At 71.3% G+C, this 15,236-nt stretch carries 16 protein-coding genes; 5 read left to right on the top strand and 11 right to left on the bottom strand.

Features of this window, described 5'->3' with window-relative positions:
* Window positions 1–654 carry a response regulator gene (locus ACIA5G_RS08720; RefSeq protein WP_395921655.1) on the bottom strand — a complete coding sequence of 218 codons (654 nt, stop codon included), beginning with the start codon at window positions 652–654 and terminating at the stop codon, window positions 1–3.
* Window positions 651–2,438 (bottom strand): sensor histidine kinase, encoded by a 1,788-nt coding sequence (locus tag ACIA5G_RS08715; protein ID WP_395921653.1) that lies wholly within the window; start codon window positions 2,436–2,438, stop codon window positions 651–653. The genes ACIA5G_RS08720 and ACIA5G_RS08715 overlap by 4 nt, the downstream gene beginning before the upstream one ends.
* 173 nt (window positions 2,439–2,611) lie before the next feature.
* Here ACIA5G_RS08715 and ACIA5G_RS08710 point away from each other — a divergent pair, with 173 nt between their 5' ends.
* The gene (locus tag ACIA5G_RS08710; protein ID WP_395921651.1) at window positions 2,612–3,313 is read left to right on the top strand and encodes an ABC transporter ATP-binding protein; all 702 of its coding nucleotides are present in this window, start codon (window positions 2,612–2,614) and stop codon (window positions 3,311–3,313) included.
* The gene (locus ACIA5G_RS08705; RefSeq protein ID WP_395921649.1) at window positions 3,310–5,559 is read left to right on the top strand and encodes an FtsX-like permease family protein; all 2,250 of its coding nucleotides are present in this window, start codon (window positions 3,310–3,312) and stop codon (window positions 5,557–5,559) included. Before ACIA5G_RS08710 ends, ACIA5G_RS08705 begins: the two co-directional genes overlap by 4 nt.
* Window positions 5,560–5,659: 100 nt before the next feature.
* Here the strand turns inward: ACIA5G_RS08705 and trmB are convergent, their stop codons facing one another.
* From trmB to ACIA5G_RS08675, 6 genes are all read right to left on the bottom strand, one after another.
* Complete coding sequence (gene trmB / locus ACIA5G_RS08700; protein ID WP_395921971.1) at window positions 5,660–6,343, bottom strand: tRNA (guanosine(46)-N7)-methyltransferase TrmB; 684 nt, start codon at window positions 6,341–6,343, stop codon at window positions 5,660–5,662.
* Between the two features lie 44 nt (window positions 6,344–6,387).
* Entirely contained in the window at window positions 6,388–6,939 is a 552-nt protein-coding gene (locus ACIA5G_RS08695) for a hypothetical protein (RefSeq protein WP_395921969.1), read from the bottom strand.
* A gap of 175 nt (window positions 6,940–7,114) precedes the next feature.
* Window positions 7,115–7,876, bottom strand: coding sequence for a hypothetical protein (locus ACIA5G_RS08690; RefSeq protein ID WP_395921647.1), 762 nt, complete (start codon window positions 7,874–7,876; stop codon window positions 7,115–7,117).
* On the bottom strand, window positions 7,873–8,790 hold the full coding sequence (locus tag ACIA5G_RS08685) for an ABC transporter ATP-binding protein (RefSeq protein WP_395921645.1): 918 nt from the start codon (window positions 8,788–8,790) through the stop codon (window positions 7,873–7,875). The genes ACIA5G_RS08690 and ACIA5G_RS08685 overlap by 4 nt, the downstream gene beginning before the upstream one ends.
* A gap of 104 nt (window positions 8,791–8,894) precedes the next feature.
* A complete protein-coding gene (locus ACIA5G_RS08680) occupies window positions 8,895–9,644 on the bottom strand; it encodes an ABC transporter permease (protein ID WP_395921644.1) in 750 nt (249 codons plus the stop codon).
* Window positions 9,645–9,661: 17 nt separating this feature from the next.
* Window positions 9,662–10,600 (bottom strand): ABC transporter ATP-binding protein, encoded by a 939-nt coding sequence (locus ACIA5G_RS08675; RefSeq protein WP_395921642.1) that lies wholly within the window; start codon window positions 10,598–10,600, stop codon window positions 9,662–9,664.
* Window positions 10,601–10,796: 196 nt separating this feature from the next.
* Between ACIA5G_RS08675 and ACIA5G_RS08670 the strand changes: the two genes are divergently transcribed.
* Window positions 10,797–11,384: a TetR/AcrR family transcriptional regulator gene (locus ACIA5G_RS08670; protein ID WP_395921640.1), complete on the top strand. Its 588-nt coding sequence runs from the start codon at window positions 10,797–10,799 to the stop codon at window positions 11,382–11,384.
* Complete coding sequence (locus tag ACIA5G_RS08665) at window positions 11,381–12,292, top strand: SDR family NAD(P)-dependent oxidoreductase (RefSeq protein WP_395921639.1); 912 nt, start codon at window positions 11,381–11,383, stop codon at window positions 12,290–12,292. The genes ACIA5G_RS08670 and ACIA5G_RS08665 overlap by 4 nt, the downstream gene beginning before the upstream one ends.
* Window positions 12,293–12,295: 3 nt before the next feature.
* Here ACIA5G_RS08665 and ACIA5G_RS08660 read toward each other — a convergent pair whose 3' ends face one another.
* Window positions 12,296–12,703 carry a nuclear transport factor 2 family protein gene (locus ACIA5G_RS08660; protein ID WP_395921637.1) on the bottom strand — a complete coding sequence of 136 codons (408 nt, stop codon included), beginning with the start codon at window positions 12,701–12,703 and terminating at the stop codon, window positions 12,296–12,298.
* Between the two features lie 94 nt (window positions 12,704–12,797).
* Between ACIA5G_RS08660 and ACIA5G_RS08655 the strand changes: the two genes are divergently transcribed.
* Window positions 12,798–13,235, top strand: coding sequence for a MarR family winged helix-turn-helix transcriptional regulator (locus ACIA5G_RS08655; RefSeq protein WP_395921636.1), 438 nt, complete (start codon window positions 12,798–12,800; stop codon window positions 13,233–13,235).
* A 3-nt stretch (window positions 13,236–13,238) separates the two neighbouring features.
* On the opposite strand, the gene ACIA5G_RS08650 is transcribed toward ACIA5G_RS08655, so the two are convergent.
* A complete protein-coding gene (locus ACIA5G_RS08650; protein ID WP_395921634.1) occupies window positions 13,239–13,895 on the bottom strand; it encodes a response regulator in 657 nt (218 codons plus the stop codon).
* Window positions 13,892–15,049 (bottom strand): sensor histidine kinase, encoded by a 1,158-nt coding sequence (locus ACIA5G_RS08645; protein ID WP_395921967.1) that lies wholly within the window; start codon window positions 15,047–15,049, stop codon window positions 13,892–13,894. The genes ACIA5G_RS08650 and ACIA5G_RS08645 overlap by 4 nt, the downstream gene beginning before the upstream one ends.
* Between the last annotated feature and the right edge of the window lie 187 nt (window positions 15,050–15,236).

Genomic DNA, 15,236 nt, shown 5'->3' with positions numbered 1-15,236 from the left:
TTACGAGACGACTCCGCTCCGCCACGCCCACGCCGCGGTTTCGACGCGGTTGCGCGCGCCGATCTTGCTCTGCACCGACGCCAGGTGGGTCTTCACGGTGGACAGCGACATGAACAGCTCGGCGCCGATCTCGCTGTTCGTCCGCCCGCGCGCGGCCGCCTTCACGACGTCCATCTCGCGCGCGGTCAGCGGCTCGGACGGCGGCGCGGCCTTGGACTTCGGCGAGCCGGCGCCGTCGAAGTGCTTGAGCAGCCGGACGGTGATCTGCGGTGACACCAGCGCGTCCCCGCGGTCGGCCGCGCGCACCGCCTCGATCAGCAGCGCCGGGCCGGCGTCCTTCAGCAGGAAGCCGGACGCGCCGTTGCGCAGTGCCGTGTGCACGTATTCGTCGAGGTCGAAGGTGGTGACCACCACGACCTTCAGCGGGTCGGTCACGTCCGGGCCGGCCAGCTGCCGGGTGACCTCGAGCCCGTCGAGGCCGGGCATGCGGATGTCGAGCAGGGAGACGTCCGGGCGCAGTTCGCGGGCCTTCGAGACCGCCGAGACGCCGTCCGCGACGTCGGCGACGACCTCGATGTCGTCGTGGGAGTCCAGGATCATGCGGAAGCCCATCCGCACCATCTCCTGGTCGTCGGCGATCAGTACCCGGATCACTCGTCCCCTTCCGTGGCCGCCAGTGGCAGCCAAGCTTCGACCCGCCAGCCGCCGTCCGGGCCGCGCCCGGCCGAGAGCCGGCCCTTGAGCAGCGCGACACGTTCGCGCATCCCGACCAGACCGTAACCGCCCGACCCGCCGGCCGGCCGGTGCGCCGTCCGGCGCCCGTTGTCCGTCACCCGCAGGTGCAGCTCCTCGCCGTTCACCTCGGCCAGGACAAACGCGTCGGTCGCGTCGGAGGCGTGTTTGCCGACGTTCGTCAGCGACTCCTGCACCAGCCGCAGCGCCGAGCGGCCGACCTCGTGCGGCAGGTCCGGCGGCAGCTCGAGGTGCATCGACGTCGGCACGCCGTGGTTCGCGCTTTCGACGAGCTTCCGCAGGTCGGCACCGAGATCCGTGGTCGCCTGCTCGCTGAACTCGCTCGACCCGGCCGGCGCGTCCCCGCGCATCGAGCGGACCAGCCGCCGCATCGCCACGAGCGCCTCGACCCCGGCGTTCTCGATCCGGCCCATCGCCTCGACCGCGATCTGCGGGTTCTTCGCGGCCATCATCCGCGCGGCCTGCGCCTGCACCACGATCCCGGTGACGTGGTGGGCGACGACGTCGTGCAGCTCGCGGGCCAGCGCCATCCGCTCGGCGGTCTGCGCTTCGGACACAGCGGACTGGACGACCGTGGTGCGCTCGGAGTCCCGCGACCGCAGCATCAGGCCGACGGCGATCGAGATGCCGAGCATCAGCGCCGCGGCGAAGGCCAGGACCGAAAGCGTTTGCGGGTCGGACTGCAGGCCGTCCGGCTTGTCCGAGTTGACGATCGCCGCGAGCGCGACGACGCCCGACAGCACCGACACCCGCGGCCACGACGAGCTCAGCCCCCGGGCGCGGGTCAGGTTCACCACCACGCCCATCCCGGCGATGACCTGCACGAACGGCACACCGCCCGGCATCGGGTAGTCGTAGCGCAGGTGCAGGAACGGCGTGACGACCGCGGACAGCAGCAGGATCCCGGCGATGCCGAGGACCGCGTCCGCCGGGCGCCGCGGCGACAGCACCGCGATGGCCGCCGCGACGAGCGAGCAGAACAGGATCGGGAAACCGCGGGCGTTGCTCGAGTAGGTGTAGCCGAACTCGAAGATGAGCGCGAAGCCGAGCAGGCCGATCAGCGGCCACTGCCCCAGCGCCAGCTGGTTGACCCGGTGGAGCTTGCGCGCCCGCGGATCGGCCTTCGGGCCGCGGTCCCGGTTCATGACGGCGGGCAGCACCGCCCCGGCGAGCAGCAGGAGCCCGAACAGCATCGCCTGGATCACCGAGCTCGAGCCGATGCCGCTCACCCGGTTGTAGCGGCCGAACACCGCGACGAGACACCCGGCGACCAGGGCGCCGACCACGCAGAACGCCACTCCGGCCCGCGCCCGGCGGGCCACGTAGTAGACCATCAGCACCCCGGCCACGACCTCGGTGATGGTCACCTTCGGCAGCACGCTCGAGTACGCGGGGATGTCGAACGCGTGGATGGCCAGGGTCGAGAACACGAGCACGGCCGCGCCGGCCGCGCCGGCGACCGCGGCCCGCTGCTGGGCCCACAACGCACACGCCACCATCGCGAAGATGCCGGGCAGCAGCCCGAAGTCGACGAAGTGGGGGCCGTGCTCGTCGAGCGCGGCCTGCGTGGTGAACACGATGTCGAACAGCAGCGCCGCGTACAGGACGGCCGAGGGCACGCCGATCCGCCGCACCAGGTTGGCGGCGCGTGCGTAGAAGGAGTTCGGCGGGGGCGCGGCGGTCACAACGTGACGTTAGAGGATCCGCGCCGGTTCGCACCTTGGCCGAGTGGCTCGTGCTCCCTCGGCCGATCGGCCGATGCGGCACCGGCCGTCACTGGCCGTCTGCCCGAAGTGGACACCCCCGGTTCTCGGCGAAGCTCATCGGCATCAAGATCCGAACCGACAGGGAGAACCTCGTGGACCCGAACACTCCACAGTGGACAAACGGCCCGGTGCTGTCCGGCCGCGGGCTGGTGAAGCGCTACGGCGCGCAGTACGCCCTGGCCGGCATCGACATCGACATCCAGCCGAAGGACGCCGTCGCCATCGTCGGGCCGTCCGGCTCGGGCAAGACGTCGCTGCTGCACGTGCTGGCCGGTATCCTCCGCGCCGACGACGGGCAGATCTTCCTGGCCGGCCAGCGGGTCGACCACCTCGGTGAGAAGAAGCGCAGCGAGCTGCGCCGCACCGAGTTCGGCTTCGTCTTCCAGTCGGGGATGCTGGTCGCGGAGCTGTCGGCCGAAGAGAACGTCGCGCTGCCGTCGCTGCTGGCCGGGCTCGGCCGCAAGGAGGCCATCGAGGCCGGCCGCGTCTGGCTTTCGCGCCTCGGCCTGGCCGGCAAGGAGCGCCGCCGTCCCGGTGAGCTGTCCGGCGGCGAGGCCCAGCGCGTCGCGATCGCGCGGGCGCTGACGCACCGGCCGAAGGTGATCTTCGCCGACGAGCCGACCGGCGCGCTCGACACGCGCACCGGCCGCGACACGATGGACGCCCTGCTCGGCGCGGCCCAGGAGACGGGAGCCGCGGTGATCGTGGTGACCCACGACCGCGAGCTCGCCGAGTCGATGCCGAAGACCGTCGCCATCCGCGACGGCCTGATCGCGACGAGGCTGGCGGCGTGAACTCGCTCCAGATCGCCCTGCGGGTGCTGAAGGTCGACCGGCGGACCCGGACGTCGGCGATCCTCACCGCGATCGGGGTGGCCGTCGCGACCGGGCTGGTGCTGCTGCTGGCGACACTGCCGTTCGCGACCCAGCACCGCGAGCAGCGTGCCCTCTGGCAGGGCGACGACTTCTACAGCCGAAACTCCGACGGCCCCGCGAGGCTGCTGTACGCCACCTCGAAGGACTACTTCGACGGCAAGCAGATCATCCGGGTCGACGTCGCGCTGGCGCCCGGCGCCACGGCGGCCGGGCTCGAGCTGCCGGCGGGGGTGCCGCAGCTGCCCGGCCCGGGTGAGACCGTCGTGTCACCCGCGCTCGGCCGGCTGCTGCAGGGCAACTCCGCCGCGCAGCTCGGCGACCGGTTCGGCAAGCCCGTCGGCGCGCTCGGCGAGGACGGCCTGCGGTTCCCCGAGCAGCTCGTCGCGCTCACCGGGCACACGGCGGACCAGATGCCGGAGGCCTCGTCGCAGGTGGCCGGGTTCCCGAAGGGCGAAGCACGCCCGGACGGCCTGCTCATGCTGCTGTCCTGGGTCGGGATCATCGTGCTGCTGGTGCCGAGCCTGGTGCTGGTCGCGTCGTCGGCGCGGCTGACCGCGGCCCGCCGCGAACGGCGGCTCGCCGCGATCCGGCTGGCCGGTGCGACGCCGGGGCAGGTCACGAACATGGTGGCCGCCGAGACGACGCTGTCGGCGGGCATCGGCGCGCTGCTCGGCCTGCTGCTGAGCCCGGCGCTGCACGGCCTCGCGTCGTTCGTGCCGTGGGCCGGGGGCACCTGGCTCGCGTCCGACTTCGCGCTGCCGGTCGGCCTGACGGTGTTCATCGTGGTGGCCATCCCGGTGCTCGTGGTGCTGGCCGGCATCCTCGGCCTGCGCCGCGTGCTGAAGAACCCGCTGTTCGCCACCGGCGGCCACACGAAGAAGCCGTTGCGCTGGTGGCGCCTGCTCGCGCTGCCCGCGGCGGGGCTCTTCTTCCTCTACGCCGTCACGACGGCGGGGGACTCCGACGGCATCACGATGGTGATGGCGGGGTTGTTCCTGCTGGTCGGCTCGGCCGCGATCGTCGGGCCGTGGGTGACGTCGGCGGTCGGCGGCACGTTCGTCCGCATCTGGCGGCGCCCGTCCGCGCTGCTCGCCGGCCGTCGCCTGCGTGACGACCCGAAGGGCGCCTACCGCGCCTCGGCCGGGATCGTGCTCGCGGTGTTCGCCGGGTCGATGGCGCTGACCCTGCTACCGACGTTCGAGTCGATGGCCGGCGGCGGCCGGTCCTTCCAGGATTCCGTGCTCTACGTCGACACCGACGGTGAGCACGCGAGCAAGATCGTCGACCAGGCCAACGCGTCGCTGCAGAAGTACGGCCAGTCCGAGAAGGCCGTCTCGGTCGGCGAGGTCTACCTGGTCCAGGGCGAGGGCCGGCAGCGCACCGGTCACCGGGCGCTGGTGATGAGCTGCGCGGACGCGGTCAAGCTGACCCGGTTCGGGCTCACCGCGGAGAACTGCACGGGTGGTCCGGCCGTCTTCGGCGACTCGGCGCTCGACCTGGCGCAGTACAAGATCGCCGACAACTGGGAAGGGCCGGCCGTGGCCGTCAAGTCGGGGACGCGGGCGGAAGCCGTCCAGCTGCCGGACGCCGACCTGAGCAGCACGTCGATCATCGACCCGGCCGCGCTGCCGGACGGCATGGCGCCGAAGTACGTCACCGTGGTCGCGCCGACCACCGACGCCAACCGCGAGATCGTCCGGACGGCACTGGCCGCGCCGGCCGCCGGCGAGGAGATCGGCAGCCGGGACCAGTACCTGTTCAACCAGCAGACCGAGCTCGGCGACCTGCGCCGGGTGACCGTGATCGGGCTGATCGCGGCCGGGATCCTGGCCGGCTGCAGTGCCGCGGTCGCGACCGCGGGCTCGGTGATGGACCGCCGCCGGACGTTCGGGGCGCTGATGGCCGCCGGCACGCCGGTGCGGGTGCTGTCGAGGGCGCTGCGGATGGAGGCCGCGCTGCCGGCGCTGGTCGCCACGATCGGCGCGGGAATCGTCGGGGTGCTCGTCGGTGTTGGGCTCTACAGCATGGTCGATCCACGCGGCATCGTGGTGAGCCCGTGGCTCCTGGCGCCGGTGGTGCTGGGCGTGGGCGTGGCCCTGCTCGGTGCCTCGGTCTGCACGCCCGCCCTCAAGCGGGTCCAGGCGGAGCCGCTGGCCGACGAATAGGACGTTCGCCCCTCTGTCGGGGGAGGGGCGAGCACCGGGGGTGGTGAGCTGAAGGGGACCTTCTCCGCCGGGGATCCGGGGAGGGTCCCCTTCAGCGTTTCTAGCGCTTCTCGAAGATCAGGTCGTGCGAGACGCGGCCTTCGACGTCGGCACGCTGTTCGAACTTCGTCACCGGCCGCCACTCCGGCCGCGGCGCCCAGCCGCCGGGCTCGTCCGCGTACCGGTTGCGCAGCGCGGGCTCCGCGGAACAGACCTCGAGCATCTGCTCGGCGTAGTTCTCCCAGTCGGTCGCCATGTGGAAGGTGCCGCCGGGCGCGAGCCGCGACGCCACCAGCGCGGCGAACGACGGCGACACGATCCGCCGCTTGTGGTGCTTCTTCTTCGGCCACGGGTCTGGGAAGAACAGCCGGACACCGTGCAGCGACCCCGGCTCGACGTGCTCGGTCAGCAGCACAACGGCGTCCCCGTGCAGCAGCCGCAGGTTCTCGACACCCAGCTTGTCGGCACGCAGCATCAGCTGCCCGAGGCCGGGGTCGTAGACCTCGACGGCGACGTAGTTCAGCTCCGGCGCGGCGGCGGCCAGCTGCGACGTCGTCTCACCCATGCCGGAGCCGATCTCGATCAGCACCGGCGCCTCGCGGCCGAACCACGCGGCGAAGTCCAGCTTCCCGCCGGGCAGCTCGCCGACCGTGCGGCCGAGCCCCGGCCACAGCTCGTCCCACGCGCGTTGCTGCCCGACGGTCATCCGGCCGCCGCGTTTGACGTAACTGACCACGCTGCGCAGCCGTCGACTGTCCTCGTTCTCCACGTACCGAGGCTAACGAACGGTCACCGAGCGGCTTCGAACTCCCCGAGCCGGGACCGCAGCCCGGCCAGTCCGGCGACCGGGATCGGGTCGGGCGTCGCCCCGGTGTGCGCCGGGAGGACGTCGATCCAGCCGGCGTGCCGGTCGGTGTTCATCACCGTGGTGGGAATCGCGTGTCCCGATTTCCCGCGTTCGGACGGCATGAACTCCCAGTAGCCGGATTCGCCGTCCGCGGCCCAGGGGACGAATTCCCAGCCCGGCCGCCGGCCGAGCAGTTGTGCGATCCGGTCTTCGACGCGGAAACCCTGTTCCCGCGAATCCAGCTTGCCGTCCGCGACGGCACGCAGCCACCACGGCGCGGGGATCGGCCCGGCCATCCCCGCCGAGGCGCGGAACAGGGCCAGGACGCTGTCTTCCGGCGCGCGGTGCACCCACGCCCGGCGGAGCTCCGCGGGGGTGCCCGCGGTCATTGCGGCCTGCGGGAGTTCGATCGCCCGCGACCATTCGAGGTCCAACATCGGTTCGAGCCGGGGAGCGTCGTCTTCGACGCGGGCTCGCGGAATGGTGCTGCCCAATTCTTGACCGGTGTCCACCGTCAAGGATCACCTCCAGGGGAGCTAGACGGTTCCGGTTCGCTCTCTTACGAATATTGCCTGGTCATAGCAGTATGTCCGGTGGCTGTGAGAGAAGCCACAGGCTCTTCATCTTCTCTTAACGCAGTTTTTTGCGGTATCGAGACGACCGTCACGCTCAGGCGTCACGCCGTGCCGTGAGGAACACCCCGGCCGCGAACAGCGCAACGCTGATCGCCGCGAAGTAACCGAGGTAGCCCCACGGCCCGAGCGGCGCGTCCGGCAGCTGCAGCGGGCCCGCGGCGAACCCGCCCGCCCCGACGAACTCGTCGGCCGCGTGGAACGGCATCCACTGGTAGAGGTGCTTGCCGACGCCCGGGATGAACAGGACGACGCCTTCGAGCACCTGCGTCCACACGAGCGCCACCGTCAGCCCGAAGGCGACACTGCGCAGCAACAGGCCGACCCCGACCCCGGCGATGGCGGTGATCAGGAAGACCAGGCCCTGCCCGAGCACCGACCGCCAGTCCGCGCCGGAGTTCAGCCCCAGGTCGGCGTCCGGCTGCACCAGGTACGCCAGCCCCCACGAGCCGAAGCCGACGACCAGCCCGAGCACCGCGCCGACCGCGCTGACGACCACGGCCTTCGCCACCAGCGCGGGCACCCGGCTCGGCACGGCCTGGAACGTCAGCCGCATCGTGCCCCAGTTGAACTCCGACGCCGTCGCGAGGATCGCGAGCACGAGCAGCACCGTCCGGCCGTTGCCGCTGGCGAGCTGGGTGTTGCCGACGGTGGCCGGGATCTCCGGCCCGGCCAGCGCGAAGAACAACGCCGTGAAGCCGAGCGGCGCGAGGAACGCGATCGCCAGGCACCACCAGGGCGCGCGGGTGCTGAAGAGCTTGATGCGCTCGGCGCGGAGCAGGTTCGTCGTTGTGGTCATCGGGCGACCTCCGGGGACGACGCTGCGGTGAACTCGACGGACTCACGGGTGAGGTCGAGGTAGGCCTCTTCGAGCGAGCCGGTGATCGGGCTCAGCTCGTGCAGGGTCGCGCCGGCGTCGAAGGCGAGCTGCCCGATCCGGTCGCTGTCCAATCCGGACACCAGGAAGGCGCCGCCGTCTTCGGTGAACTCGGCCTGCCCGGTCAGCGCGGCACGCAGCTCGTCGGCGTGCGGGGTGCGCACGCGCACTCCGTGTTGACTCGTGCGCGCGATGAACTCGTCCATCGTGCCCTGGTAGATCAGCCGGCCGCGGCCGATCACCACCAGGTCCTGCGCGGTCTGCGCCATCTCGGGCAGCAGGTGGCTGGAGACGAACACGGTCCGGCCTTCGGCGGCCAGCGCGTGCAGCAGCTGGCGGATCCAGGCCATGCCCTCGGGGTCGAGGCCGTTCACCGGCTCGTCGAACAGCAGCACCCGCGGGTCGCCCAGCATCGCGGCGGCGATGCCCAGCCGCTGCTGCATGCCGAGCGAGTACTGCAGGACGCGGGTCTTGGCGACACTGGTCAGCCCGACCAGCGCGAGCACCTCTTCAACCCGCTTCTCGGGGATGCCGTTGGTCGCGGCCAGCCAGCGCAGGTGGTCGCGCCCGCTGCGGCCGGGGTGGCGCCAGGTGGCGTCCAGCATCGCGCCGACCGTCCTGAGTGGATCTTGCAGCTGCCGGTACGGGACGCCGTCGACGAGCACCCGGCCCGCGTCCGGCTCGTCGAGTCCGAGGATCAGCCGCATGGTCGTGGACTTGCCGGCGCCGTTCGGCCCGAGGAACCCGGTGACGCGGCCCGACCGCGCGGTGAAGGTGAGGTCGTTCACCGCGGTGGTGGCGCCGTACCTCTTGGTCAGTGCCGTCGCTTCGATCATGCGCTCCCCCGTCCCGTCACCGGGAGCCTAACGTGAAACGGGAATCCGGGTCGCCCCCCGACAGCGCGACCCGGATTCCCGTTTTCTTTCCCCTGTTCCCCCTTTTAGGCGTCCCGCTTCTTCGCAACCCCGAGTGCGACGAGCAGGAACACGATGGCGATGCCGGCGAAGTACGCCAGCGCCCAGCCCGGGCTCAGCGGCGAGTCCGACGGCGCGGGGCCGTCGACGACCGCCGAGCCGCGCAGGAACTTGTTCGCCACGTTGAACGGCATCCACTCGTGGATGTGGGCGCCGATCTTCGGGATCAGCTGCACCAGCTCCTCTACGGCCAAGTAGTAGATGAGCAGCAGTGCGATGGCCCCGGCGCTGTGCCGGATCAGGATCCCGAGTGCGACGGCGAGCACGGCGCTGATGGCGAACACCGGGCCGAGGCCCGCGACGTTCATCCAGTCCTGCGCGGTGTGCAGGCCGAGGTTGTCGTTCGGCCGCATGAGCATGCCGAGGCCCAGCGCGCCGAACGCGGCGATCTCGCCGATCACCAGCGCCACCAGCGCGACGACGACCGCCTTGGCGATCAGCGCCGGCGAGCGGTGCGGCACCGCCTGGAAGGTGGTGCGGATGGTGTTGAAGCGGTATTCGGTGGTCACCGCGAGCGCGGCGAGCACCATCACGACGGCGATGCCGAACTGGGAGCCGCCGAACTGGGTGGCGGGCAGCGTGAGCTGCGCGTCGGACGGCGTCGCGCCGGCGATGATGGCGGCGAAACCGATGGTCAGGGCCAGGGTGATGAGCGCGCACCACCACGGCGAGCGGGTGCTGAACAGCTTGATGCGTTCGACCGCGAGCAGGTTCATGATCTTGGTTTCCCCGTTTACTTGGCGGACTCGAGCACGTGTTGCGCCTCGGCGTCGAGCCCGGTGTGGTACTCGACGGAGTCGCCGGTGATCTGCATGAAGGCCTGCTCCAGCGAGCCGGTCTGCGGGCTCAGCTCGTGCAGCACGATCCGGTTGGACGCGGCGATCTCGCCGATCTTGTCGCTGTCCATTCCGGACACCACGAGCGCGGTGCCGTCCTCGGTGACCCCGGCGCTCGCGCGCTGCAGGACGTCCCGCAGCTCGGCCAGCTGCGGCGAGCGGACCTTCACCGTGTTCTCCGCCGCGCGGGAGACGAAGTCCTGGGTGGACGACTGCGAGATCAGCTGCCCGCGGCCGATCACCACGAGGTCGCTGGCGGTCAGGGCCATCTCCGAAAGCAGGTGGCTCGAGACGAAGACGGTGCGGCCTTCCTCGGCCAGGCGGTGCATGAACTTCCGGATCCAGAGGATGCCCTCGGGGTCGAGGCCGTTCACCGGCTCGTCGAACAGCAGCACCTCGGGGTCGCCGAGGAGGGCGGCCGCGATGCCAAGCCGTTGTGACATGCCGAGCGAGAACCCGCCGGCGCGCTTGCCCGCGACGCTGGTCAGGCCGACGGTGTCGAGAACTTCGTCGACGCGGGTGTTCGGGATGCGGTTGGACTTCGCCATCCACTGCAGGTGGGCGCGCGCCGAGCGGTTCGGGTGCACCCACTTCGCGTCGAGCAGCGCGCCGACGGTGCGCAGCGGCTCCTTGAGGTCGTGGTACTTCTTGCCCCCGATGGTGACCTGGCCGCCGGTCGGGTTGTCCAGGCCCAGGACCATGCGCATGGTGGTGGACTTGCCCGCCCCGTTGGGACCGAGGAAGCCGGTGACCTTGCCCGCGGACACGGAGAACGACAGGTTGTTCACCGCCAGCGTTTTTCCGTACCTTTTGGTGAGGCCGGTTGCCTCGATCATGGCTTCTCCTCTTCGCCCCTCGCTTACGACGCACTCATCGTCGCGGGTCGGGGGCGGTTCGCGCGTCACCCTGTAGGCCGAACCGGCCCCCCTACCTGAGTAGTACCTTCCTGGCTCTTCGGCCGATGCGCGATCCGTGATGACCCTGAGGTGACCCTGATTCGCAGTCATTAATGAACTGTGGTTCAATAATGGCGTGGCCCGGCCGAGGAGCATCACCGACGAGCGGCTGCTGAGTGCGGCGGAGACCGTGATCGGCCGCTGCGGCCCCGGTTTCACGCTGGCGCAGGTGGCCGCCGAGGCGAGTGTCTCGGTCGGCACGGTCGCGCAGCGGTTCGGCTCGAAGAGCGGTCTGCTGCAGGAGATGAGCCGGCGGGCCACGCGGCGCGCGGTCGAGCAGATGCGGAAGTGCGCCGCGCGCGCGGACGACCCGGTCGACGGCCTGCGCGCCGCGGCGGTGTCCGTCTACGCGGTGCTCGGTGACGCCGAAGAGGCAGCGAACCACCTGGGCCAGCTCGGTGTGGACATCGGCGACCCGGTGCTGCGCGCATTGCTGGGCGAGCACTTCACGGCGGTCGAAGAAGAACTGCGACGGCTGGTGCGTGCGGCGGCTTCCGCGTTGCCGCACGCCCCGAGCGTGCCACGGGCGGCGCGCGCGGTGCTCGGCGTGATCAACGGAGTGTCGATCGACTGGTCGATCCGGCCGCACGGGCGGCTGGCCGACCGGCTGGCGGAGGACGTCGACGCGGTGCTGACCGCGTGGCGGGGACGGGAGGAACCATGAGTTTGCACGGCAAGGTCGCGGTTGTCACCGGGGCGACCCGGGGCTGCGGGCGGGCGATCGCGGTGGAACTCGGCCGCGCGGGCGCGACGGTGTACGTCACCGGCCGCACGACGCGCGAAACGGTGTCGCCGATGAAGCGCCCGGAAACGATCGAAGAAACCGGCGAACTGGTGGAAGCGGCGGGCGGAAAGGCCGTGGCCGTCCGCTGCGACTTCACCTCGGTGTCCGATGTGGACGCACTGAAGGCGCGCATCGAGTCCGAAGTGGACGGAATCGACATCCTGGTCGACGACGTCTGGGGCGGCGACATGTACTTCCACTTCGACGCGCCGTTCTGGGAGACGCCGCTCGAAGACGCGCTGAACCTGACGCACAACGCGCTGGACACCCACCTCATCGCGTTGCACAAGCTCCTGCCGCTGGTCGTCGCCCGCCGCGGGCTGGTGCTCGAGGTGACCGACGGCGACAACGACGACTACGTCGGCGCGGGGCTCCCCTATTACTTGGCGAAGTGCGGCATCCGCGCGCTCGGCCGGGCGCTGGGCGTGGAGCTGAAGAAGAACGACTGCGTCGGGCTCGCCGTGACGCCGGGCTTCCTGCGGTCGGAGTCGATGCTCGACATCTTCGAGGTCACCGAGGAAAACTGGCGCGACGCGGTGGGCAAGATCGCGCCGGTCGACTTCAAGATCTCCGAGACGCCGTACCTGCTGGCCCGCGGCGTCGCGGCCCTGGCGCAGGATCCGGACGCCGCGCGCTTCGCCGGGCAGACGCTGGCGTCGTGGACCCTGATGAAGGAGTACGGCTACACCGACATCGACGGCGACCGCCCGGACTTCGGCCGCTGGCTCACCGAAGTCCGCCACGCGGGCAAGGACCCGGCCACCACCCCGCCGGACGACTTCCGCTGACGGTCAGTCCTTCCGGGTCCAGGCGGGCGTGATGTGCATGGAGCCGAACCGCCAGCCGGCCGGGGTGCGCACGGCGGTCACCGCCGTGCGCTGGCCGCTGGTCCGGTGCGGGGCTTCTCCGGTCCGGTAGACGTACACGAGCTGGTTCGCGGTGGCCGTCGCGTGGTCACCGTCCACGTGCACCAGGACGTCCCCGTGCACGTGCTGGGTGTGTTCACCCTCGACCCGGCTTCGCTCCAGGTGCCCGATCATCTCGTCGAGGCCGTGCAGTTCGCGCTGCGGCGAGCGGACCACGGCGTCGTCGAGGTAGACGGTGCCGGCGTCCTCGGGGCGGTGCTCGTCCAGCAGGGCGGCCAGGCGAGCGAAGAGGTCGGCGATCTCGGTCCGGTCGGTGGTGTGCGTGGTGGACACGACGGCTCCCTTGATGGTCTTACCAATGTTGGTTTGACCAACACTACGCTCGATCGTGGGGGCTGCCAACATTCCTGCCGCTAGAGTCGCCGCCATGGACGAACCCCCCGAGCGCCTGGCCCGGAAGCCGAGCTGGCTGATCACCCAGCTGGCCGTGCACGTCCGCCGGCTGGTGGCCGACGGCTTCACCGCGGCCGGGGCGCGCGGGTACCACTACCGCATCCTGGCGGCGCTGGACGAGTTCGGGCCCGCGAGCCAGGCCGAGCTCGGCCGCCGGTGCCGCGTCGACCGCAGCGACGTCGTCGCGGCCGTCAACGAGCTGGTCGAGGCGGGGCACGTCGACCGCACGCCCGACCCGGGCCACGGCCGGCGGAACCGGGTGACGCTGACCGCCGGCGGCGCCGCGCAGCTGCGGCGGATGGACACCCGGCTCGACCAGGTGCAGGACGACCTGCTCGAGCCGCTTTCGGCCGAGGACCGGGAGACGCTGACCCGCCTGCTCGGCCGGGTGCTCGCGCGGTTCGAACCCTGAGCGTCAGCCGAGGCCGGGGCGGGCGAGGCCGGTTTCGTAGGCCAGCACCACCGCCTGCACCCGGTCCCGCAGGTCCAGCTTCGCCAGGATCCGGCCGACGTGCGTCTTCACCGTCGCCTCCGAGAGGAACAGCGCTTCCGCGATCTCCAGGTTCGACATGCCCTTGGCGATCAGCACGAGCACTTCGCGCTCGCGGTCGGTGAGCACGTCCAGCTCGGCGGTGTCCCGCATCGGCGAGCCGCCGGCGCCGACGAAGCGGTCGAGCAGCCGCCGGGTCACCGACGGCGAGACGACCGCGTCCCCGGAGGCGACCGCGCGCAGCGCCGACACCAGGTGGTCGGGCTGGGTGTCCTTGAGCAGGAACCCGCTCGCCCCGCCCTGCAGCGCCGCGTAGACGTACTCGTCGAGGTCGAACGTCGTCATCACGAGCACGCGCGCGGTGCCGGCGGCGACGATCTGCTTGGTCGCCTCGACACCGTCGAGCACCGGCATCCGGACGTCCATCAGCACGACGTCGGGGCGCAGCTCCTCGGCCATCCGGATGGCCTGGGCGCCGTCGCCGGCCTCGCCGACGACATCGATGTCGGCCTGCGCGCCCAGCACCATCCGGAACCCGACGCGCATCAGTTCCTGGTCGTCGACGACCACCACACGGATCACGAGGTCAACCTAACCGGCAGCGCCGCGCGGACCTGCCACCCACCACCCGGAGCCGGGCCCACTTCCAGGGTCCCGCCGTACACGTTCGCACGCTCGCGCATGCCGATCAGGCCGTTGCCGCCGGGGAGGCGCTGGTCGCGCCGGCCGGCCGCGATGAGCTGCGGGACGCGGCCCGCGCCGTCGTCGGACACCAGCACCTCGATCAGGTCGCCGGTGCGGTGCACCCGCACGGACGCGGTCGCGCCGCGCCCGGCGTGCTTGAGCGTGTTGGTCAGCGACTCCTGCACGATCCGGTACACCCCCAGCGAGACGCCGGCCGGCAGGTCGCCGAGCTCGTCGGTCTCCAGCTCCACGGGCACCCCGGCCGCGCGCATCCGCTCGGCGAGGTCGGCGAGGGCGTGCGCGTCCGGCTGCGGCACGCGGGGTTCGCCGTCCGCGTCGTCGCTGCGGAGCACGTCCAGCAGGCGGCGCAGCTCGCCGAGCGCGCCGCGGCCGGTCTCGGAAATCGTTTGCAGGGCCCGCTGGGCGAGCTCGGGGTTGCTCTGGATCGCGTAGGACGCGCCGTCGGCCTGCACCACCATGACGCTCACCGCGTGCGCGACGACGTCGTGCAGCTCGCGCGCGATCCGGCCGCGCTCCTCCGCCACCGCGATCCGGGTGGCCTGGTCCCGTTCGGTCTCGAGCAGGTGCAACCTGGCCTCCACTTCCACGTCGTAGGCGCGCCGGGCGCCGACGAACTCGCCGAGCGTCCAGCACAGGGCGATGCCGAACGCGAGGAACAGCACCGAGATCACGAGCTCGTCGGTCTCCTCCAGCGCCAGCTGCACGGCCGAGGCGACCACGACCGCGCCGACGAACACCAGCCCCTGCCGCCGCCCCGCGTAGACGACGACCGAGTAGATGCTCATCGCCAGCCCGGCGACACTGCCGATGCCGAGCAGCAGCGTGGCGTGCACGATGCTGATCACCAGCACCGCGTAGGCCGACCACAGCGGCGACTTCCGCCGGAACACCAGCGGTGTCACCATCGCGATGTTCACCGGCACGGCGACGTACCAGGGCGGCAGCTCCGGCATTTCGGCGAAGCCGTCGGCGACGAACAGCAGCATGTCGACCAGGCCGAGCAGGACGGCGAGCACCGTGTCGCCCGCCATGGGGTGGGCACGCATCCAAAGACTCAGCCGTCGCACCAGACAACACTAGGTCCCGGGCCCGGACCGGCGCGTCGGTCGGCGGTACCACCTTCGGTGCGACCCGAGGATGAGGACCATGGCACGATTCACCGGGTCGTGTCCGTTCGACCGGGGAGGGCTGGGGGCCGTGACGTCACCGGATCAGGGC

The sequence above is a fragment of the Amycolatopsis sp. NPDC051758 genome (genome assembly GCF_044453095.1).
Taxonomy (GTDB): domain Bacteria; phylum Actinomycetota; class Actinomycetes; order Mycobacteriales; family Pseudonocardiaceae; genus Amycolatopsis.
This window is presented reverse-complemented; position numbering and strand designations above follow the sequence as displayed.

Bases quoted from the DNA above. Each gene is read 5' to 3' on its own strand.
- ACIA5G_RS08690 (WP_395921647.1), bottom strand. From the start codon at position 7,876: ATGACCACAACGACGAACCTGCTCCGCGCCGAGCGCATCAAGCTCTTC.
- ACIA5G_RS08685 (WP_395921645.1), bottom strand. From the start codon at position 8,790: ATGATCGAAGCGACGGCACTGACCAAGAGGTACGGCGCCACCACCGCG.
- ACIA5G_RS08680 (WP_395921644.1), bottom strand. From the start codon at position 9,644: ATGAACCTGCTCGCGGTCGAACGCATCAAGCTGTTCAGCACCCGCTCG.
- ACIA5G_RS08675 (WP_395921642.1), bottom strand. From the start codon at position 10,600: ATGATCGAGGCAACCGGCCTCACCAAAAGGTACGGAAAAACGCTGGCG.
- ACIA5G_RS08665 (WP_395921639.1), top strand. From the start codon at position 11,381: ATGAGTTTGCACGGCAAGGTCGCGGTTGTCACCGGGGCGACCCGGGGC.
- ACIA5G_RS08655 (WP_395921636.1), top strand. From the start codon at position 12,798: ATGGACGAACCCCCCGAGCGCCTGGCCCGGAAGCCGAGCTGGCTGATC.
- ACIA5G_RS08645 (WP_395921967.1), bottom strand. From the start codon at position 15,049: ATGGCGGGCGACACGGTGCTCGCCGTCCTGCTCGGCCTGGTCGACATG.